Genomic DNA, 19,957 nt, shown 5'->3' with positions numbered 1-19,957 from the left:
TAATGCAATACTAGAAATGTGGCTTAAAACGATGAATTAGGCTGTTTTAAAAAGTTTTTTTCATCTTCGGTTGAGTCGCGATTTAGTACCTCGTTGCGATGTGGATATCGCCCGAATTGATCGATGATTTGTTTGTGACGATGTTCAAAATCTAATGTATTTTCATCATCTAATTGTTCAAATAGCGGTAGATAACGCTTATGAATCATGGCCGACTCAGAGTGCATAAACGGTATGATAATAAATCTACGCCATTGCATCGGTAGAGTATCAAAATAAGGCTGTTGAATGGCTTCTTGGGCGAGTGCTAATGCCATACCATCTTGCGCAAATGAACTTGCTTGTCCGCGACATAAATTGCGTGAAAACTGATCCAGCACAATAATTTCTGCCAAGCGTCCTGCCAACGCCGTTATCGAGCTATTACCATCCAATGAAGACTCTGCGATACGCCAAGTGACACATTCGCCTTGTTTTGCTGCGTGCCAAATATCGCCAAACTTATCTTGTATTTGCTTATCAAAACGATCGTTTTGTTCAAACCAGTAAGCTTCATTGTTTTTATCAAACCAAAAATCCAACACGGCACGCGCATCAGGATCTAGATAAGTCAAATCTATATTTTTCGGATCCAATTGTGATGAATGGGATCGACTGGCTGAGGTGGAATAATCGGTTGAGAGTGCCATAAGATATTCTAATTATGATGAATTTAGTCTACTATAGCGCAAATATTTATATCTGTCTGTCAAGATAGCAACAGCAGAGTGTCTATTAGGTAATCTATTATGAATGCAAAAAATCTAGAGAATTCTATCAACGCGACATTGCCACCAACGCCTTACTACGTGCTCGATGAAGCGGCTATCGTTGCCAATATGAAAATCATCGCTAGGCTATGTGAGCTGTCTGGTGCAAAAGCATTATTGGCACTAAAATGCTTTGCCACATGGGGTGTTTTTGATGTGATGCAGCCTTATCTGCATGGCACGACTTCGTCTTCACTTAATGAAGTGAGATTGGGCTATGAAACCTTTGGTAATAACGATGATGCCAGTAGTAGCGATAAAAAAGAAACGCATGCTTATAGCGTCGCCTATAGTGCAGACGAAATCCCTGAAGTGCTGAACTATGCGGATAAAATAATCTTTAACTCAATCTCACAGCTCAACGCTTTTAAAGCGCAAGCTGCCGCACAAAATATACCTGTAGGTCTACGACTCAATCCAAAAACCAGTAACTCATCTTTTTTGATCGCTGATCCTGCGCGTCCATTTAGCCGTCTTGGTGAGCACGATAAAGATAAGATCGCAGCAGTACTTGGCGATATCACTGGCGTCATGATTCATAATAATTGTGAAAATGACAGTTTTGAAGCCTTTAGTGAAAGCTTGGCTGATATCGAAGAAAGATTTGGTGATATCTTAGCGCAGCTTGAGTGGGTTAGTCTGGGCGGTGGTATTCACTTTATCGCGCCTGATTATCCGCTCGAAAAGCTCGCCGACAGACTAAAAGTGTTTAGCGAAACTTATGGCGTGCAAGTCTATCTTGAGCCGGGTGAGGCAAGTATTCACGGCGCGGGCACGTTGGTGACGACGGTGTTAGACACAATGCATAATCAAAAAAATCTCGCCGTCGTTGATGCTTCTATTGAAGCACACATGCTTGATCTACTAATTTACCGTGAGTCAGCACCGATTGCTGCGATCAATAATAGTCCTGCCGATATTGCGCCTATCGGTAATCCTGCAGAAGCCGCACCGTCTGAAGCTAATGCTGAGTCGGCAGACCATACCATTATCTATGGTCGCTCTTGCTTAGCAGGGGATATCTTTGGTGAGTATGCATTACCGAATAATTTGCAGATAGGCGATAAGATTGCCTTTGGTAATGCTGCCGGTTATACGATGGTCAAGAAAAACTGGTTCAATGGGGTCAATATGCCAGCGATAGTGATCCGCCGATTGGATGGTAGTATCGATATCCAGCGTGAGTTTGATTATCAAGATTATAAAGCTAGCCTATCTTAAGCCTTAGCTTTTAAGACTATGCTATTGTCGGGTTTTTGTATTTTAATTATTAAAAAACAAATACTTAACCTGTATTAGTAGATATTTTAATATCTCTGCTTTTTATACATATTTTTTACCGATAAGGGAATAAAAATTGTTATAATCGCGTCGGGCAAATAATGGAGTATTATTTGCCCGACGGGTGCGTGGGTTTTCCTCGGTCTTCCTTTTTAATTCACGCATATCATTCACTCGTTTCTGTTTTGCATAGCCGCTATCAATGGTATCGACAGGGACACAAAGGAGGATTGTTCATTGAACACAAACCAACAAGCCAAATCTAACAAAAAAGACGTACTGATCATCGGAGCAGGCGGTGTCGCTCAAGTGGTCGCGCATAAATGTGCGATGCACAATGATGTACTTGGTGAGATTCATATCGCCTCACGTACAAAAGACAAATGCGATGCCATCGCCCAAAGTGTAAAAGAAAAAGACAGCTTTAAGCAGGCTGCGGTCTTGCATACGCATCAAGTCGATGCGATGGACAGCCAAGCACTCGTGCAGCTGATACAAGACACCGGAATACAAATAGTCATCAATGTTGGTTCGGCATTTATCAATATGACCGTACTAGAAGCCTGCATTGAGACAGGTACTGCCTACATAGATACGGCTATTCATGAAGACCCACGTAAGATTTGTGAGACACCGCCATGGTACAACAACTATGAGTGGCAACGTAAAGAGCGCTGTGCAGACAACAATGTTACGGCCATTTTAGGTGCAGGGTTTGATCCTGGTATGGTCAACGCTTATGCGCGTCTTGGCTATGACATGATGGATGCAGGATCTGTGACGGATATCGATATCATTGATATCAATGCGGGCAGCCATGGCAAGTACTTTGCGACCAACTTTGACCCAGAGATTAACTTCCGTGAGTTCACCGGTACGGTTTACTCTTGGCAAGACAGCAAGTGGCAGTCTAACAAAATGTTTGAAGTCAAACGTACGGACGATTTGCCAGTTGTGGGCGTGCAAAACAGCTATCTAAGTGGCCATGATGAAGTGCATTCATTGTCAGCCAATCTAGATGTACCAAATATTCGCTTTTGGATGGGTTTTGGTGAGCATTACATTAATGTCTTCACTGTCCTACAGAGCTTGGGATTGTTGTCTGAGCAGCCAGTGATGACTGCTGAAGGCCAAGAAGTTGTACCACTAAAAGTTGTTAAAGCAGTACTACCAGATCCAAGCTCACTTGCACCGAACTATACAGGCAAGACCTGTATCGGTGACAAAGTCAAAGGCAAAATCAATGGCGTTGAGACTGAAGTGTTTATCTATAACGTCTCAGATCATAAAGATGCTTACAATGAAGTTGGTAGCCAAGGTATCTCGTATACCGCAGGCGTGCCACCCGTTGCTGCTGCGATACTGGTCGCAACTGGCGAATGGGATGCAGGCAAGATGGTCAATGTCGAAGAGCTAGATGCTAAGCCATTTATCAATCTGCTCAACAAGATTGGTCTGCCAACGCGTATCAAAGATAGCGAAGGCGATAGAGCGCTTGAGTTTGATATTTAGTTAGTCATTATATCTATTCTAAAAGCCCATCTGACTTTAATTGAGTCAGGTGGGTTTTTTATTTTATAAAGAAAAAATAAATTGTCATTGTCTATTTAATTATACAGAATAAATTATCAAACGATAATGATTTTCAATATCATCTATATTAAAAATAAGGTAGTATTTCACTTTTGTATCATTCGCTAGACATTCTGTAAAGGTAGAAATTAGATGTTTGTCAGTGAATAAATGAGGGAGTAGTGAATGAGATACATACGATTTCTTCCTAAGAAGAAATGGGCCATAGCAGGCTTTACCTTTTTATTATATTCGGCGTCATTTCCTGCATTTGGTTCGGAGGCAACGATGCTAACGATTGAAAGTCCCTTAAAAGGCGATTTAAATCATTCCAACAGGGAAAACGCTGATATCAAGCCACAGCATAAGTCATTAGATTTTAGCGTTCCTTGCGATACAGGCGATTATCTAACCGGATATGTTGAGAGTAATAGAAGTATGATGACGCTAGATGTTATCGATGCCACAGGAAAAGTATCGCGCCGTTTGATTGATAATAAAAGTGGCAAACAACACTTCTATTCAGTAGCCGAAAACTGTGTAGAGACCTGGCGACTGTCTGGCTCAGGTGCTTATCAGATAGTGCTCGAACAACGTGTTAGTTTAGCAGAGCAAGATTTAAAAGGTTCTTTAGGAAATTCTCTAGACAGTTCTGACACGTTACTCAGCCCCAGAGTATCGGCATTACTTGAGTCATTGCAGAAAGGGCAGAGTACAGATCGCTTTTGGGCGGAAGTGGAAGTATTAGGTACACCGCTGATTGAAGACACAGCTTTGGGCACTGTGATGACGTTTTTAGCGCGAGGAGACTATCGCAATGTCAAGTTAATGGGTGGCCCGTCCACCAATCATGATGCATTGCAACGATTGGTAGACTCTGATACATGGTACAAAAGCTTTATTGTGCCAAACAACACGCACTTATCCTATCAGATTGCTCCCAATACCCCTGAGCCACCTCTGTCTGAGTTTGCTCGTAGAGTCGCCATAAAAGCCGTGGCTCAAGCCGATCCTTATAATCACCATTCATGGCCACGTTCAGCCACTGATAAGTACACAACCAAATCTACTATTACGTTAAAAGACGCACCAAATAGGCGTTGGATAAAAAGACAGGCAGAGGTTCCCAAAGGAGAGTTGTCTACCTTTAAATTTACCAATAGTACATTGGACAATACTCGCGATATCACCATTTACTCCCCAACTGTTAATAACAACAAGGAGAATAGTAAAGATGATGCGGTGCTGTTATATATCTTTGATGCGGAAGCCTATATTGATACGGTTGGATTGCCCACGATTTTAGATAATTTGATTGCAGAAGGTAAGGTTCCACCAGTGACAGCGGTGTTTATTAGCAATCCTGATAATGATGCCCGTGCACGTGAATTACCTGCCAACCCAATGTTTGCAGATGTATTGGCCAATGAGTTAGTACCACAAATAAATAAACGATTGCCAGTAGCGATACCAACGGATAGAACGGTCATTGCAGGGTCAAGTTATGGCGGTTTAGCAGCGACGACTATCGCACTACGTCACCCCGACATATTTGGCAATGTTATCTCTATGTCTGGGTCTTACTGGTGGCATCCAAAAGATCAGACAGCAGAAGATAAACACTTCGTAGCGTCTGAGGTAATAAAAATGGATAAGGCACCCGTTCGTTTCTTTTTGAGCGCAGGCGTGTTTGAAACGGCTCGTGGTAAAAGTGGTAGCAACGGTATATTGGGAACCAACCGTCATCTGCGAGATGTTTTATTGGCAAAAAGGTACGATACACATTATCAAGAGTATGCTGCAGGACATGATTACTTTGCTTGGCGAGGAATCATAGGAGATGGTTTGGTATCGCTTTTTCCGTCTAAGGAAAAGAAGTAATATCTCTTTTATTTAAACTAGCGCTAATGTTTAGCCTTTTACTACTAAATAAAATGATAGTGACTGAGTATTCATACTCTAACTTCTAATTTTCTATATAAAGTATTTTTTTAAAACCAACCTGCTAACAAGTAGCAAGTTGGTTTTAAATCGATTGTCATTAATTAGGATTATATTCTCTCAACGCCGCAATACGGTCATCAAGCGTTGGGTGTGAACGGAATAGGTTGGCAATACTAAAGCCTTGCGTTTGTCCTGATGAGATCGCAAATGCTTTCATACTCTCAGGCATTTGATCTGGTCGCTGTGCAGAAGGACGCAACGCATCAAGCGCACTGATCATTTTTTCGCGGCTGGCCAATTTTGCGCCCATTTGATCCGCACGGAATTCACGTAAGCGTGAGAACCACATCACGATGGCAGACGCCAAAAACCCAAGTAAGATATCCATTACAATACTAGTGATAAAGTACCCAATACCTGGGCGATCACTGGTGTTTTTGAACACAGTACGGTCAACGAAACTGCCGACAATGCGTGCAAAGAACATTACAAACGCATTGACTACGCCTTGAATGAGGGCGAGGGTTACCATATCACCGTTAGCCACATGACCAATCTCATGTGCCAATACGGCCTCGACTTCATCTTGATTCATATTTTGTAGTAAGCCAGACGACACTGCTACTAGGGCTTTATTTTTATTCCAGCCAGTCGCAAAAGCATTTGGCTGCGAATTATTAAAAATACCAACCTCAGGCATACCGATATTTACGGCTCGCGCTTGTTTGGCGACTGTATCGATTAGCCATTGCTCAGTAGCGGTGCGTGGCGATTCTATGACTACTGTGCCAGTGGATCTTTTAGCCATCCACTTTGATATAAATAGCGACACCATCGAGCCGACCATACCGTAGATACCACACATAACAGCAAGGCTAATGTAGTTAAGACCACCTGCGCTGTGCACACCACCGATTCCAAAAAACCTCGATAAAATACCAAACACAATGCTAAATACCACAATCACTGCTAAGTTGGTTAATAAAAATAATCCAATACGCATCATGATGCTAACTTCCTATTTACAATGTCGGTATGGCCTCGATAGATAGTTATCTAAGAGGTTTGTTTGTTATGATAGATTTTACTGTGATTTTGACTGTAATGTCAGACAAAATAGCTTTTTATAAGTGGTGACAGAGATAAAGTGATTATTCTGGGAAATGCCGTACAATACCTGACTGGTTTTAGCAGGTTAGAAAAGTAGTAGATGAGGAGTAGTGATTTTTGACAGAATTAAAGACGGTTGGGCTATTTGCGCTTACTGCATTGGCTGAGATTGCAGGATGTTATCTGCCTTATCTGTGGCTGCGAGAAGGCAAGTCAATCTGGCTGCTGATACCTGGTGCGCTGAGCTTAGTCGCGTTTGTTTGGCTGCTGTCATTACATCCAACTGCTGCGGGCAGGGTCTATGCTGCATATGGTGGCGTTTATATATGTATGGCGATTTTATGGTTGTGGACGGTCAATGGCATACGACCAACCATGTGGGACATAGTGGGTTCGATAGTTGCGCTATTAGGAATGGCGATTATTATGTTTGCGCCGCGCGGAGCTTAATAAAAACCTAAGCTTAATTAAAGGCAGTGCTTAGCTAAAGGCCAATGACGAACCAAAAAAATACCAATCGAACGGCTAGGTCGGATTAGTATATTAATATATTGATTATTAATGTTTGCCTAAAATACTACCATTGTCGTCTTTCTTGGCTTGTTTGGCAGCTTTCTTCTCTTTAGCAGTCAAAAGAGGCTTTTTCTTAACGTTCTTCTTACTATCTTGACCTTTGCTCATAATCGTTTCCTTTTTTACAGCACACTACTCATTACGCAAAGTTAAGCGAATTCAAGACAGTGTGAATACAGCTAACATAGCTGTTTACTGAATAGAGTATAGGCTTAAGCTTTAGTAATAGATAGCGCTCGCACAATTCGTCTACGATTCAAGTATCATTTAAATTCTTTATGTTTATGGTTAGTCCTAGTTCACCAATTGATTCGTTCAATCAATCATTGTATTAATAAGTGCTTACTTACGGATACATGGCGATTTGCTATAATGCGTCATAAACCGATTTATAAACGCGGCAAACTCTTATTTATTAACATTTAGCACCATAGTGCTTACTGTTTTGGTCAAATTATTATGCGTATTCGTAAACTGTTCAAATTTGAAAATGCTCACATCGTTCGTAACTGTAGTTCTGAGCGTTGTAAGCACTCGATTCATGGCCACAGCTATCAAATTGAGCTGATCCTTGAAGCCACTCGTTTAGACCATGGGCAAATGGTTTATGATTTTGGTTTGCTAAAATCTTCCATAAAAGACATCATTGATAGCTTTGATCATGCGATTTGTTTTTGGAACAAAGATGATCCTGAGTATGTCGCAGCGTGTAAGAAATTTAGCGCACGTTGGATAAGCCTACCAGTTTCACCATCGGCAGAGCAGTTTTCACGAGTGATATTCTTTTGGGCGCAAGAAATACTGCGACAGACACAAATGCAAAATGGTGAAGCAGATGTCAGCGTGTACTCAGTGATTGCCCATGAGACGGCGACTGGGTATGCGCAGTGCTTTGCTGATGATGTTGCAAACGATCAAATGGGTAAGCTGGTCTTAGAAGATTTTGAATTCAGTGAGCAGGTCCGTGCTGAGTGGACTGACTCTGAGCTGTATGCCAAACTGATTCGCGGTGAAAGCTTTACCAATCCAACTGTGACCATGCAGGTACAGACAGAGCAAGTACAAGCAGGTTCAGTCTGATGTGTGATGGTCAACCTATAGAAAATAGCAAATACTTAAAGACTCTGATACTAAACTCTGAGCAAGATACTCAATCATTGGCTAAGCAATTAGCGACATTACCACTGACAGGTAGCGTGTGGCTGGCAGGGGACTTGGGCGCTGGTAAAACGACATTGACGCGTTATTGGTTACAAGCGCTTGGTCATACAGGTGCGGTAAAAAGTCCAACTTATACCTTGGTTGAGCCCTACAGTATTCAGCGAAAAGATGGTTCAATCAAGCCAGTTTATCATGCAGATTTATATCGTCTCCAAGATCCAGAAGAACTGTCTTTTATTGGGTTTGATGAGTATCTCGATGAGCCTGAAGCATTAGTCATCATCGAATGGGCTAGCCGTGCTGATAGCTATCTTCCGCCGCCCACGTTATTCATCGATATGACTCAAAGTGTAAGCGATGATAACGACACTGAAGCTCGCCAAGTGCAGTTGAGGTTGTCAAAGGCAAGTCAAGCGCAGGGTTTGGATCTATCGCAACTTATCATCTAAACGAACATCTAAATTATACCAATCGCTACTTTCCAAAAACATGACATATATCCATGCCAGATAATCATCCTAATACCCGTATTAAAAAACTATCGCCGCTGCTAATCAATCAATTAGCAGCAGGTGAGGTGGTGACACGTCCAGCAGCAGTGGTCAAGGAGTTGCTTGAAAATGCCATCGATGCTGGCGCGACCGATATTGAGGTACGCATCACTCAAGGCGGTATGGGCCTGATTGAGGTAGTGGATAATGGGGTCGGTATTCATCCTGATGATATGGTCATGGCCATCACTCGTCATGCGACCAGTAAGGTTGCCGATGTTGCTAACTTGCACGGTATTACGACATTGGGTTTTCGCGGTGAAGCGTTAGCGGCGATGGCTGCTGTCTCTCGTTTGACCTTAACCAGTAGTCATGATGAGAGCGGTATCGGTCGTCAATTACAGGTCGCTGGCGTATTAGATGACACACCGAAACTGTTACCAGTTGTGCATAACCGTGGTACTACGATTGTCGTAAAAGATTTGTATTTTAACGTGCCTGCGCGCCGCGGTAATTTGAAATCTATTGCTACTGAGTTCGGTCATATCGAGACCATTGTCCGAGAAGTCGCACTGGCGCGTGCCGATGTTGCTTTGACACTTTTTCATGACAATAAACAGCGGCTATCATTATCTGCAAGTGCTACGAGTATTAGTGGTAACAATGACAATAATAATATTCGCCTGCCACTGCCGCGTCTAGAACAAGCGACTGGTATGGCATTGACAGATAATGCATTAGCAATATCGATAGATTTGTCGAGTCTGGTGCAGTCGTCTGTAGGGTACGATAATAGCAATGTTAATCAGGTAGCGATTAGTGGTTGGTTATGGCCGCTACATCATGACAAATCTGACTTACCCAAGCTGCTCTATGTAAATGGCAGACTGGTAAAAGAAGCATTGATTAGCAATCAAATACGTCAACTGGCACAAGGTGCGCAGCTAGCAGGTATGGGGTATGCACTGTATTTTGATTTACCAACTCAGTGGTTAAATATCAATGTGCATCCATCTAAACAACGTATCAAAATCAGTCCATTGAATAATATTATGGCGCACTTAGGTCATACAGTTCGTACGCAGTTGAAAACGATTGATGTAGCTAAGTTTGGGTCTGAGTCTGCATCTGCGTCCGTAGCGACGACCGAAACTGATAGCCAATACAAATCTGCGGAACGAGCAAGTAATAATGCTTCTACAAGTAATAATGCTTCTAAAGGTCGTTCGTCTGAAATGCCCATCTCAAGTAGTCAGTTTAGCAATAACCAAAGGCAGAATAATCAAGTAGAATCTAATAAGCAGTCTTATCAGTCTACTGCAAACCAATCATCTTCAGATAATCCTTCATTGCAAGAGTCAGTGCAATCTCATATCAATGAACGATCAGACCAAAGTAACAACAGTAACAACAGCACGTCACATTATTCTGATGGAGCAGCTACTTCTGCATCTTTGCCAATTTGCTTAGATATCATTGAAAACGTAGAGACTATTGGTATTGATTCAAGCATAGAGGATAAAAGTCTACCTTGGTTATTATTTTATCACCAAGGGCAGTGTGCACTGATAAGTGCTAAAGACTGGCAGTTTAAAGTAAGCCAGTTGTTCGAATCACTTACCTCTAGTCATCAAGTATTCAAAAAAGATAGATTGCCAAGCAGTGCTACTGAGATTAATCAGCAACTTATTATTGTCAATACGCAAATGTCTGCGCAAGATTCAATAGTTTTTGCAAATGATCTTACTGAAATAATCATGAACAATGCTATTAAAGCGATAGACAGTCACCTCTTAGTAAAGCTAATGCTATCCTGAATATCTGAAAATAATTACAACATCTTAAAGCAATTAAACCAATCGATATCTGAGTTATCCATATATTATGAAAGGCCACTTTATGCAACATTCGTCTGATAGCCTACCTCACAAGCTGGCGGATAATAGCGTAGTTTGTCTTATGGCACCAACTGCTAGCGGCAAGACATCACTGGCATACGAGCTATACGATACAGGTCGTTTTGAATTAATTTCTGTGGACTCAGCGCTGATATATCGTGACATGAACATTGGCACAGCCAAGCCAACAGCGGCTGAGCTGGCGCGTTATCCACATCATTTGGTCGATATCATCGATCCTACGCAAAGCTATAGCGTGGCGGAGTTTGTCAGTGACGTCGCTCGCCTCATTGATGAGTGTCACAGAAATGGCAAGATACCATTATTAGTAGGCGGTACCATGATGTATTACATGGCGCTACTCGATGGGTTGTCTCCTGTGCCCGATAGCGATGACAGCGTACGGGCGAGCGTAGAGCAGTGGCGTCAAGAAGAAGGTATTAGCGCTCTATATGATTATTTGGGGAGTATAGACCCTATAAGTCATGAGCGCTTGAATGCTACTGATACTCAGCGTATCACGCGAGCAATTGAAGTCTATCTACAAACACGTATTCCAATAAGTGACTGGCAGCGTAAGCCAAAGCAAGCATTGGCACATAATCCGAATCAACAGTGGCACGCGCTATCGGTAATGCCAGATCGTCTATGGCTACATGATCGTATCGAACAACGCCTAGATATCATGTGGAATGAAGGGCTGGTGACTGAAGTCATAGACTTACTAAAAAAGTATCCGCTCACGCCTAATATGCCTTCGATGCGCTGTGTGGGTTACAGGCAAGTACTAGAATACTTGGTGCGTGTTGACCATCCGATATTTGATGAGACTCATCTGGATAAAGCTCAATTTTATGACGTTTTTGAAAAGCATATAGCTGTCAACGAAAAAAAAGAAATTTCAGATAATGTTGCTCAGTCAGCTGCTCAACCAAACATGGCTAATCAAGAGACCAAGGCGCTTGCTTGTCAGGAAATGCAAAATAAGGCATTATATGCTACAAGACAGCTAGCAAAACGACAGTACACATGGCTAAGAAAGGTAATGCAATTGCCTAGCACATCATCAACTGGGGTAGTAGAATCTGAGAGCGGGGCTGATGCTAGCAGTCGTATGATATTACAAACGTTTGAAACCATGGCCGAAGCACGAGAGTACTTGTCTTAAGGTGCAATGATAGCTAACACAATTAGTTTCAAAAATTGACATAGATAGCTGTTATAATTTGGCTCAGTGCATTGAGCATCGTTACGATGTCTGACCTATGAACTTTTGTAGACAAAAAGTATTAACGAAACAACCAGTTACTTAATTATTTACAATAATAACGTATTCGCGATAAAGTGGAATCACTTAAGAGCAACGAATATTTATTTAGATACGTTTTATAAAGAAAACACCTTATTGTATCTACCTTTTAGCCATTATAATTAAATTAACACTTAAAATAATTGGCACTCAAAACATAACTATATAATATTTAGGAGAGATTTCATGTCAAAAGGACAAACTTTACAAGATCCGTTCTTGAACTCGCTGCGCAAAGACCGCATTCCTGTCTCTATTTTTTTGGTAAATGGTATTAAATTACAAGGCCAAATTGAATCATTTGATCAATATGTCGTTCTCTTAAAAAACACAGTGAGCCAAATGGTATATAAACATGCCATCTCAACAGTCGTGCCAGCGCGTAACCCGCGTAGTAGTACGACGACAGGTACAAGTGCTCAGCCTCAGAGCGCAGCACCGACTGGATATCAAGGCGGTGGCTTTGAACGTGGTAGCAATCCTGCTGCTGGCGGTTTTGAAGAGCGCGGATTTGCATCGAGTCGCAGTGGATTTAATCGCGGTGGTTTTAGCCAAGGTCAAGATCGTGGTTTTGAACGCGGTAGCTTCGGTCAAGGACAAGAGCGCGGGTTTGAGCGTGGTGGTTTTGGTCAAGATCGTGGGTTTGATGCCACGGCAGATAATACAGGCTTCGAAGATAAGCCAAACGATGGTTCTAATGATAGCAACAGCTAACTCATTGCCATAGTCGAGCATGTTTTCTAAAAAAATATTAAGACATGATTTATTCGTTTAAAACCTGCTGATAATAGTGGGTTTTTTTTGTATAAATAGCAGCATGCTCTTTATTTGGTACAACGCACTATATTAGTGTAGATTTTGTAGACCATTACTAATATGAAACATAGTGTAGTAAAATAGCGTATTGATTCATTATAAAAACAGAGCGGATTCATGAGTGATACCAAAAACAACTTAACCCATGAGCAATTTATTACCACTGCTATCGAGGCCATTAACACAGAGATATCTGCGTTAGCACTACTAACAGAGCAGATTGACGACAGATTTGCACAAGCATGTGACATCATTCTGACTTGCAAGGGTCGAGTGGTGGTCACGGGCATGGGCAAATCAGGATTAATTGGACGCAAGATAGCAGCGACTTTTGCCTCAACTGGTACGCCTGCTTTTTTTATGCATCCTGGTGAAGCAGGGCATGGTGATTTGGGGATGCTTGTAAAAGGTGATGTGCTGCTTGCTATTTCAAACTCAGGTGAGTCAGATGAAATCAAGATGCTACTGCCAGTTGTCAAGCATCTAAATATCCCTCTTATCAGTATCAGTCGTGATAAGCGCGGTATGTTGCCACGAGCAGCTGACATTGTATTGACCCTTGGTCAGTCGCAAGAGGCTTGTCCACTTAATCTAGCGCCTACCTCCAGTACGACGGCTACTTTAGCGCTCGGAGATGCGTTAGCGGTTGCTTTAGTACATGCACGTAATTTTACTTCTGAAGATTTTGCATTATCGCACCCTGCTGGTGCCCTGGGTCGTCAGCTATTGACACGTGTCGAAGATTTAATGCATACCAACTCAGAGGACTTGCCTTTGATTCATCAGCAGGCCCCATTGCAACAAGCTTTGTTTACTATGTCTGCCGGACGACTGGGCATGACAGTAGTGACTGACGATAACAACAAGGTCGTCGGTGTGTTCACAGATGGTGACTTACGCCGAGGGTTAGAAAAAGGCATCGATCTACAAACGCCAATGCATGAAGTGATGGTCAGTAATCCACGCCATATCAGTAAAACGATGCGTGCGTCAGATGCGCTGAGTGTCATGAATGAGAGTGGTATTAGCCAGTTATTGATCATTGATAATGAAGATCGTTTAGAAGCTATTATTACCGTGCATGATTTGCTGCAAGCTGGGGTCAAATAAGGTTTGTGAGTTGCCGTTGAAATAGTTAAGCTATATAGAATGACGCTTCGAAAATAAATATTAAAAAGAGACAAATAATGCAGGACTTGATACAGAAAGCTGGACAAGTAAAACTATTGGTCATGGATGTTGATGGGATTTTATCCAATGGTCAAATTATCTATGATGCCAATGGTGTTGAGACCAAAGCGTTCTCCGTACAGGATGGTGTGGGTGTTAAGTCGCTAGCGCGCTACGGTATTTTGACAGCCATCATTACGGGCCGTAGTAGTGCGATGGTAAACAAGCGCGCAGCAGAAATGGGCGTCAACCATGTGGTGCAAGGCCGTGATGATAAGCTTGTTGCGCTAAACGAGCTACTATCGTCTCTAGATCCTGCTTTGAATATTACTGCTGCCGACTGTGCCTATATGGGCGATGATTTACCGGATATCAAAGCAATGCAAACAGTAGGATTCGCGGCAACCGTACCTAACGCGCATGCTGAAGTTATCAAGCGCAGTGACATGGTAACGACTCGTGCTGGCGGTACTGGAGCGGTGCGCGAGATATGTGATCTTATCTTAAAAGGTCATGGACATTATCAAGACTTTATCGCGCATTACACGCTTGATGAGGCACAAACTCAGGATAACCAGTCGTGAATACACGTGTCTTAATTGTATTAGCCTTAATTATTGCCGGTATTGCGGGTTGGTTTTTTCAGCAGCAAGGCGACGTAACGCCGCCAGTCAATATTGAAACGACAGATGTCGATTATGAAGCCACCGATATCAAAGCCGTACAGACCAATGAACAAGGTGAAACCGAATACGAGCTTACCGCTGAGTCTTTGACACATAATCCTGAGACCAATCAGGATGAAATGTCAGGCATTACCATGAATTGGGAACCATCTGCAGAGCAACGCTATCGTATTCAAGCGGGCAGTGCAGCCATTAGTCAACAGACAGGGGAGCTTGGTTTATCAGGTGGATTTACACTGGTGAGCGAAGGCAATAAGAGTACCCCTGATATTGAACCGATAAAAGTAACTGGTAGTACGCTAAAAGGTAATACGAAATCAGGCAAAGTATACAGTGACGCGCCTGTGAAAATCGAACAAGGCATGAATCGATTTGAAGCCTCTAGTATGACTGCCAATCTTGAGACGGGAGAGTATGAATTTGGCCAAGTGGCTGTTGCATTTTCTCCATCTGAACGCCAAGACAAAGCATTGTTTTAATCAAAGTCTTTCTTATTTACTGTGTCAAAAAATAGCAGCTAGCATAAAGTTTGCAAATCCTACCACCTATTATGAAATGAGTTATTTATATGAAACTTAAATTTTTGCCTACTTTACGCGCATCATCACTCTGCTTGCACAAATTGTGCGCACTGCCAATGGTGATGTTATTGGCGCTACCGCTATATAGTCATGCGTTGCCATCAGATTCTAATCAGCAGATTAAATTGCTAGCAGATAAAGCCACTTATAGTGAGCGTACCGGCGTGACCAGTTATGCAGGTAATGTCATTATTACCCAAGGTACGTTTAAGATGACGGCTGACAACATCACGGTCAATCTTTCTCAGCAGCGTAGCATTAACTCGGCGGTAGCAACTGGCCGTCCAGCGACTATGCAGCAAGTAGTCACGCAAGAAAAGGGCTTGGCAAAAGGGCAGGCTAATAAGATTGACTACAATGCAGTGTCTGGGATTATTACGCTAACTGGCAATGCGAAACTGGTTCAGAATGGTGCAAGCTTCGCTGGTAACGTCATTCGTTATAGCCTAAAAGCAGGTGATGTTGAAGCGACTGCTGGCGGCAATCAGCGCGTTGAACTGGTATTCCCGCCTAACAATGGTACAAACCAAAGTGGCGTACGTTAATCCAAATAAACAGGCTATGAGTAAATAAGTCTGCCTTTAGCAATGCTTAAATTTTGTGAAAGTAAGAGTAAGTTATGAGCGATGATAAAAATCTAGACCTATCGGCATCAAATACCAATACGGCGCCTGTCGCTCGATTGACTATGCAAAATTTAGGCAAGCGCTATGGAAAGCGTTGGGTAGTCAAAGACGTTTCATTTTCTGTCGAACAGGGTCAAGTCGTCGGACTGTTGGGGCCTAACGGTGCTGGTAAAACGACAAGCTTCTATATGGTGGTGGGACTGGTCAATATGGATAAGGGCCGCGTTACGTTAGGTAAAATGGATTTATCTAAATACGCAATGCATGAGCGAGCGCGTGCGGGTATCGGCTATCTACCACAAGAAGCATCAATCTTTCGTAAATTATCTATCGAAGACAATATCTTAGCTATCCTACAGACTCGTACAGAATTAAGTAAAGCTGAACAGCAGCAAGAACTTGAAAAGTTGATTGGCGAGTTCCATTTAGAACATGTGCGCAAGTCTCAGGGTATGAGCGTGTCAGGCGGTGAGCGTCGACGCTGTGAGATTGCGAGAGCATTGGCCGCTGATCCTAAGTTTATATTATTGGATGAACCTTTTGCAGGGGTAGATCCTATCTCTGTCGGCGATATCAAAGACGTTATTTTGACGCTTAAAAATCGCGGCATTGGCGTTTTGATCACCGATCACAATGTTCGAGATACACTGGCTATTTGTGAAAAAGCTTATATCGTATCAGAAGGCGCTATCATTGCAGAAGGCACTTCGGCTGAAGTGTTAGAAAATGATTTAGTAAAATCTGTTTATCTAGGTAAAGACTTCCAGGTATAAGTGAGAGCATTAAATCTCTTATCTCATACTCTATTTTATAAAATCGGTTCAGAGTAAAACAGAGCTACTAAAGTGAGCCTTTCCCAAACTTTGTGTAACTGCTTATAATCCATTAACAGGAGAATAAGCAATGACTACTCAATCTGACATTAAAAAATTGGCCGAGCAAATGGCTGGTAGCATGAAAAGCTTTGATGACATCAAAGACTTCCAAAAGCAGCTCATGCAATCCTTTATCGATACTGCCTTAGAGGCTGAGATGGAAGACCATCTCGGCTACCCCAAGCATGAGAAAGCAGATAAACCAAACAAGCGCAACGGACACACTAAAAAGACCGTCCGCAGTGACACAGGCGATCTTGAAATCTCTACCCCAAGAGACCGTGATAGCAGCTTTGAGCCTGTACTCGTTAGTAAGCATCAAACCCGTATCTCAGGTCTCGATGATAAAATCATATTCCTTTACGCCAAGGGTCAAACCACCACCGAGATTGTAGAGAGCATTAAAGAGCTCTATGACGTCGACATCTCAAGCTCTCTTGTCTCAAGAGTCACTGACAATATATTAGAGGACATCACCGCTTGGCAGAACCGGCCGCTGAGCAGTGTTTATCCTATCGTCTATTTGGACTGCATCGTCGTGAAGATACGTCAAGACAAGCAGATCATCAACAAAGCCATTTACCTAGCCCTAGACATCAATCTTAGCGGTAAGAAAGAGCTGCTTGGTATGTGGCTCTCAGAGAATGAAGGCGCTAAGTTCTGGCTAGGTGTTCTTACCGAGCTTCAAAACCGTGGCGTACAAGACATCTTAATCGCTTGTGTTGACGGTCTAAAGGGCTTCCCTGATGCCATTAACACCGTCTATCCAAAGGCACAGGTTCAGCTGTGTATCGTACACATGGTGCGCTATTCAATGAAGTTTGTGCCGTGGACGGATAAAAAGGCCGTAGCGGCTGATTTAAAGGCCATCTACGGCGCTGATACGCTTGAGATAGCTGAGGCTAATCTTGAGCACTTTGATGAGGTGTGGGGTGATAAGTATCCGCATGTGGTTAAGTCTTGGCGCAATAACTGGGAGGGCTTAACGGTGTTCTTTAATTACCCTAAAGACATCAGAAAAGCCATCTATACCACCAATGCTATTGAGTCACTGAACAGTGTGATTCGGACAGCGGTGAATAAGCGTAAGGTGTTCCCATCTGATCACGCAGCTTTCAAGGTAGTCTATCTAGCAACCCAGCAGGCATCCAAAAAGTGGTCGATGCCAATCCGTAACTGGACGTCTGCTCTTAATCGCTTTATGATTATGTTTGATGATCGCATCAGCAGGCATTTAATCTAAATGGCAGTTACACAGAATCTGAGATGGGCTCACTAAAGTAGAGTTATGCTGGTATAGGTTTTCCTTACTTCCTATGCATTTTGCTTTCTAAACGCTGTGTAAAATTTATACCAATAATTTTGTGTTTTCTGATTAACTAATAGAGCTGGCTAAAACTATTTTATATAGAGCTTATAAGCCAGTTACTACTTATATCTACAATTAACATCTCTACAATTAATATCATCCTCTTTCAAGTACAGCTTGTAAAACTAAAGGCTGACTTATCATGACAAATATTTTTGAATCAGCGCTTATAAAGCGTGACATTATTACCTTCATTATTCTCGATTGATCCTCTGAATAAGGCTTATAAGCTATGGCAAAAAATAAAAGCAGCTATGTCTGTCAGCATTGTGGCGCGCATTTTGGTAAATGGGCTGGACAGTGTACGGATTGCGGGGAATGGAATAGCTTGGTCGAAGCCCCAAATGTCAGCATGCCACATCACAATAAGAGCACCACGAAGCCCAATAACGCACGAGCTGCTAATCGTGGCACCAGTGCGCCAGCTGGTAACTACTCTGGTACTCACAGTGCTGTCATGCCGCTTAATGCAGTAAGTGTGACGCTCGACACACGCCTACCAACTGGTATCAGTGAGTTCGATCGCGTACTGGGCGGTGGGTTAGTGGCGGGTTCCGTAGTGTTAATCGGTGGTGATCCAGGTATTGGTAAATCAACGATTCTACTACAAACGGCGACCAACATGGCACGAGCCGATTCATTGGCAGGTAGTGCACTATACGTGACGGGTGAAGAATCACTTGCACAGGTGGCCATGCGAGCCAAACGCTTAGATTTGCCTGCTGATAGACTGCGTGTACTGGCCGAAACTAACGTAGAAACTATCTGTGCTGCATTAACGCAAGAGCAGCCAGCCATCGCTATTATTGATTCTATTCAGACGATTTATACGGACGCTATTAACTCTGCACCAGGTGGTGTCAGTCAGATTAGAGAGTCTGCAGCGATTTTGACGCGCTATGCTAAGCAAACAGGTACAGCGCTATTTTTAGTAGGACATGTAACCAAGGAAGGTACGTTAGCGGGTCCGCGAGTATTGGAGCATATGGTTGATACCGTACTTTATTTTGAAGGCCAGTCTGACTCGCGTTTTCGTATGATTCGTGCGGTTAAGAATCGCTTTGGTGCGGTTAATGAATTGGGCATCTTTGGTATGACTGATATGGGGCTCAAAGAAGTCGCTAATCCATCAGCGATATTTTTAAGTCGTTACGATAAACCTGTTGCTGGCTCTGTAGTAATGGTCAGCCGTGAAGGTACAAGGCCGTTACTAGTAGAAGTGCAGGCCTTGGTCGATGATTCACAAGGTTCGCCTAGAAGAATGGCGCTAGGTTTAGACTTCCAGCGTTTATCCATGCTACTAGCGGTGATGCATCGCCACGGCGGAATACATACCAGTGGACAAGATGTCTATGTCAACGTCGTTGGTGGCGTCAAAGTCATAGAGACAGGATCTGATTTGGCCGTACTGTTGGCTTGTGCTTCAAGCATCAAAGAGAAGGCGTTACCATCTTCATTAGCAGTATTCGGCGAAGTTGGTCTATCGGGCGAAATCCGCCCAGTACCTAATGGACAAGAGCGCCTAAAGGAAGCGATGAAGCACGGGTTTAAGCATGCCATCATTCCAAAGGCCAATGCACCTGCTAAGGATGCGCCTCAGTTTAAAGGTATCAATGTGATTGCTGTTGAACGACTTGATGATGCCATCGAAAGCGCATTTGAGTTATAAGGTATATAGGACTAATA

Annotated in this window: 19 protein-coding genes; 16 read left to right on the top strand and 3 right to left on the bottom strand. The window is 42.8% G+C overall.

Going from position 1 to position 19,957, the window contains the following annotated elements; translation table 11 throughout:
• Nucleotides 1-23 precede the first annotated feature (23 nt).
• Nucleotides 24-689 (bottom strand): DUF924 family protein, encoded by a 666-nt coding sequence (locus ACS8FA_RS22435; protein WP_439267014.1) that lies wholly within the window; start codon nt 687-689, stop codon nt 24-26.
• Nucleotides 690-788: 99 nt separating this feature from the next.
• On the opposite strand from ACS8FA_RS22435, the gene ACS8FA_RS22430 reads away from it, so the two are divergent.
• The 3 genes from ACS8FA_RS22430 (at nt 789) to ACS8FA_RS22420 (ending at nt 5,543) form a co-directional block, all read left to right on the top strand.
• Nucleotides 789-2,030, top strand: a complete 1,242-nt coding sequence (locus tag ACS8FA_RS22430; protein WP_439267012.1) for a carboxynorspermidine decarboxylase — start codon at nt 789-791, stop codon at nt 2,028-2,030.
• A gap of 297 nt (nt 2,031-2,327) precedes the next feature.
• Nucleotides 2,328-3,602 carry a saccharopine dehydrogenase family protein gene (locus tag ACS8FA_RS22425; RefSeq protein ID WP_439267010.1) on the top strand — a complete coding sequence of 425 codons (1,275 nt, stop codon included), beginning with the start codon at nt 2,328-2,330 and terminating at the stop codon, nt 3,600-3,602.
• A 246-nt stretch (nt 3,603-3,848) separates the two neighbouring features.
• Nucleotides 3,849-5,543: an alpha/beta hydrolase-fold protein gene (locus ACS8FA_RS22420; RefSeq protein WP_439267009.1), complete on the top strand. Its 1,695-nt coding sequence runs from the start codon at nt 3,849-3,851 to the stop codon at nt 5,541-5,543.
• A gap of 160 nt (nt 5,544-5,703) precedes the next feature.
• Here the strand turns inward: ACS8FA_RS22420 and htpX are convergent, their stop codons facing one another.
• A complete protein-coding gene (htpX, locus tag ACS8FA_RS22415; protein WP_439267008.1) occupies nt 5,704-6,612 on the bottom strand; it encodes a protease HtpX in 909 nt (302 codons plus the stop codon).
• A 221-nt stretch (nt 6,613-6,833) separates the two neighbouring features.
• Between htpX and ACS8FA_RS22410 the strand changes: the two genes are divergently transcribed.
• A complete protein-coding gene (locus ACS8FA_RS22410; RefSeq protein WP_102091506.1) occupies nt 6,834-7,166 on the top strand; it encodes a YnfA family protein in 333 nt (110 codons plus the stop codon).
• A 108-nt stretch (nt 7,167-7,274) separates the two neighbouring features.
• Here ACS8FA_RS22410 and ACS8FA_RS22405 read toward each other — a convergent pair whose 3' ends face one another.
• The gene (locus tag ACS8FA_RS22405) at nt 7,275-7,397 is read right to left on the bottom strand and encodes a hypothetical protein (protein ID WP_021815223.1); all 123 of its coding nucleotides are present in this window, start codon (nt 7,395-7,397) and stop codon (nt 7,275-7,277) included.
• Nucleotides 7,398-7,748: 351 nt separating this feature from the next.
• Here ACS8FA_RS22405 and ACS8FA_RS22400 point away from each other — a divergent pair, with 351 nt between their 5' ends.
• The 12 genes from ACS8FA_RS22400 to radA all read left to right on the top strand — a co-directional run bounded on the left by ACS8FA_RS22400 (nt 7,749) and on the right by radA (nt 19,940).
• Nucleotides 7,749-8,369, top strand: coding sequence for a 6-pyruvoyl trahydropterin synthase family protein (locus ACS8FA_RS22400; RefSeq protein ID WP_102091507.1), 621 nt, complete (start codon nt 7,749-7,751; stop codon nt 8,367-8,369).
• The gene (gene tsaE / locus ACS8FA_RS22395) at nt 8,369-8,899 is read left to right on the top strand and encodes a tRNA (adenosine(37)-N6)-threonylcarbamoyltransferase complex ATPase subunit type 1 TsaE (protein WP_439267006.1); all 531 of its coding nucleotides are present in this window, start codon (nt 8,369-8,371) and stop codon (nt 8,897-8,899) included. Before ACS8FA_RS22400 ends, tsaE begins: the two co-directional genes overlap by 1 nt.
• 53 nt (nt 8,900-8,952) lie before the next feature.
• Entirely contained in the window at nt 8,953-10,758 is a 1,806-nt protein-coding gene (gene mutL, locus ACS8FA_RS22390) for a DNA mismatch repair endonuclease MutL (RefSeq protein ID WP_439267004.1), read from the top strand.
• 82 nt (nt 10,759-10,840) lie between these two features.
• Nucleotides 10,841-12,007, top strand: a complete 1,167-nt coding sequence (gene miaA, locus ACS8FA_RS22385; RefSeq protein WP_439267002.1) for a tRNA (adenosine(37)-N6)-dimethylallyltransferase MiaA — start codon at nt 10,841-10,843, stop codon at nt 12,005-12,007.
• 327 nt (nt 12,008-12,334) lie between these two features.
• Nucleotides 12,335-12,862 (top strand): RNA chaperone Hfq, encoded by a 528-nt coding sequence (gene hfq / locus ACS8FA_RS22380; protein WP_160022674.1) that lies wholly within the window; start codon nt 12,335-12,337, stop codon nt 12,860-12,862.
• Nucleotides 12,863-13,081: 219 nt separating this feature from the next.
• Nucleotides 13,082-14,074, top strand: a complete 993-nt coding sequence (locus ACS8FA_RS22375) for a KpsF/GutQ family sugar-phosphate isomerase (RefSeq protein WP_101205038.1) — start codon at nt 13,082-13,084, stop codon at nt 14,072-14,074.
• A 77-nt stretch (nt 14,075-14,151) separates the two neighbouring features.
• A complete protein-coding gene (locus ACS8FA_RS22370; RefSeq protein WP_102078867.1) occupies nt 14,152-14,718 on the top strand; it encodes a KdsC family phosphatase in 567 nt (188 codons plus the stop codon).
• A complete protein-coding gene (lptC, locus tag ACS8FA_RS22365; protein ID WP_439266999.1) occupies nt 14,715-15,299 on the top strand; it encodes an LPS export ABC transporter periplasmic protein LptC in 585 nt (194 codons plus the stop codon). Before ACS8FA_RS22370 ends, lptC begins: the two co-directional genes overlap by 4 nt.
• Before the next feature lie 89 nt (nt 15,300-15,388).
• A complete protein-coding gene (gene lptA / locus ACS8FA_RS22360; RefSeq protein ID WP_102078866.1) occupies nt 15,389-15,946 on the top strand; it encodes a lipopolysaccharide transport periplasmic protein LptA in 558 nt (185 codons plus the stop codon).
• Between the two features lie 143 nt (nt 15,947-16,089).
• Nucleotides 16,090-16,800 carry an LPS export ABC transporter ATP-binding protein gene (gene lptB, locus ACS8FA_RS22355; protein WP_379544987.1) on the top strand — a complete coding sequence of 237 codons (711 nt, stop codon included), beginning with the start codon at nt 16,090-16,092 and terminating at the stop codon, nt 16,798-16,800.
• 130 nt (nt 16,801-16,930) lie between these two features.
• Nucleotides 16,931-18,145, top strand: a complete 1,215-nt coding sequence (locus tag ACS8FA_RS22350; RefSeq protein WP_522901996.1) for an IS256 family transposase — start codon at nt 16,931-16,933, stop codon at nt 18,143-18,145.
• Nucleotides 18,146-18,503: 358 nt separating this feature from the next.
• A complete protein-coding gene (gene radA, locus ACS8FA_RS22345) occupies nt 18,504-19,940 on the top strand; it encodes a DNA repair protein RadA (RefSeq protein ID WP_439267484.1) in 1,437 nt (478 codons plus the stop codon).
• Nucleotides 19,941-19,957 lie beyond the last annotated feature (17 nt).

The organism is Psychrobacter sp. 1Y1, from assembly GCF_051847395.2.
In the GTDB taxonomy this organism is placed as follows: Bacteria; Pseudomonadota; Gammaproteobacteria; order Pseudomonadales; family Moraxellaceae; genus Psychrobacter.
This window is presented reverse-complemented; position numbering and strand designations above follow the sequence as displayed.

Coding starts and splice junctions, on each gene's coding strand:
- ACS8FA_RS22435 (WP_439267014.1), bottom strand. CDS start 689: ATGGCACTCTCAACCGATTATTCCACCTCAGCCAGTCGATCCCATTCA.
- ACS8FA_RS22430 (WP_439267012.1), top strand. CDS start 789: ATGAATGCAAAAAATCTAGAGAATTCTATCAACGCGACATTGCCACCA.
- ACS8FA_RS22420 (WP_439267009.1), top strand. CDS start 3,849: ATGAGATACATACGATTTCTTCCTAAGAAGAAATGGGCCATAGCAGGC.
- htpX (WP_439267008.1), bottom strand. CDS start 6,612: ATGATGCGTATTGGATTATTTTTATTAACCAACTTAGCAGTGATTGTG.
- ACS8FA_RS22405 (WP_021815223.1), bottom strand. CDS start 7,397: ATGAGCAAAGGTCAAGATAGTAAGAAGAACGTTAAGAAAAAGCCTCTT.
- ACS8FA_RS22400 (WP_102091507.1), top strand. CDS start 7,749: ATGCGTATTCGTAAACTGTTCAAATTTGAAAATGCTCACATCGTTCGT.
- tsaE (WP_439267006.1), top strand. CDS start 8,369: ATGTGTGATGGTCAACCTATAGAAAATAGCAAATACTTAAAGACTCTG.
- mutL (WP_439267004.1), top strand. CDS start 8,953: ATGCCAGATAATCATCCTAATACCCGTATTAAAAAACTATCGCCGCTG.
- miaA (WP_439267002.1), top strand. CDS start 10,841: ATGCAACATTCGTCTGATAGCCTACCTCACAAGCTGGCGGATAATAGC.
- hfq (WP_160022674.1), top strand. CDS start 12,335: ATGTCAAAAGGACAAACTTTACAAGATCCGTTCTTGAACTCGCTGCGC.
- ACS8FA_RS22375 (WP_101205038.1), top strand. CDS start 13,082: ATGAGTGATACCAAAAACAACTTAACCCATGAGCAATTTATTACCACT.
- ACS8FA_RS22370 (WP_102078867.1), top strand. CDS start 14,152: ATGCAGGACTTGATACAGAAAGCTGGACAAGTAAAACTATTGGTCATG.
- lptA (WP_102078866.1), top strand. CDS start 15,389: ATGAAACTTAAATTTTTGCCTACTTTACGCGCATCATCACTCTGCTTG.
- lptB (WP_379544987.1), top strand. CDS start 16,090: ATGCAAAATTTAGGCAAGCGCTATGGAAAGCGTTGGGTAGTCAAAGAC.
- ACS8FA_RS22350 (WP_522901996.1), top strand. CDS start 16,931: ATGACTACTCAATCTGACATTAAAAAATTGGCCGAGCAAATGGCTGGT.
- radA (WP_439267484.1), top strand. CDS start 18,504: ATGGCAAAAAATAAAAGCAGCTATGTCTGTCAGCATTGTGGCGCGCAT.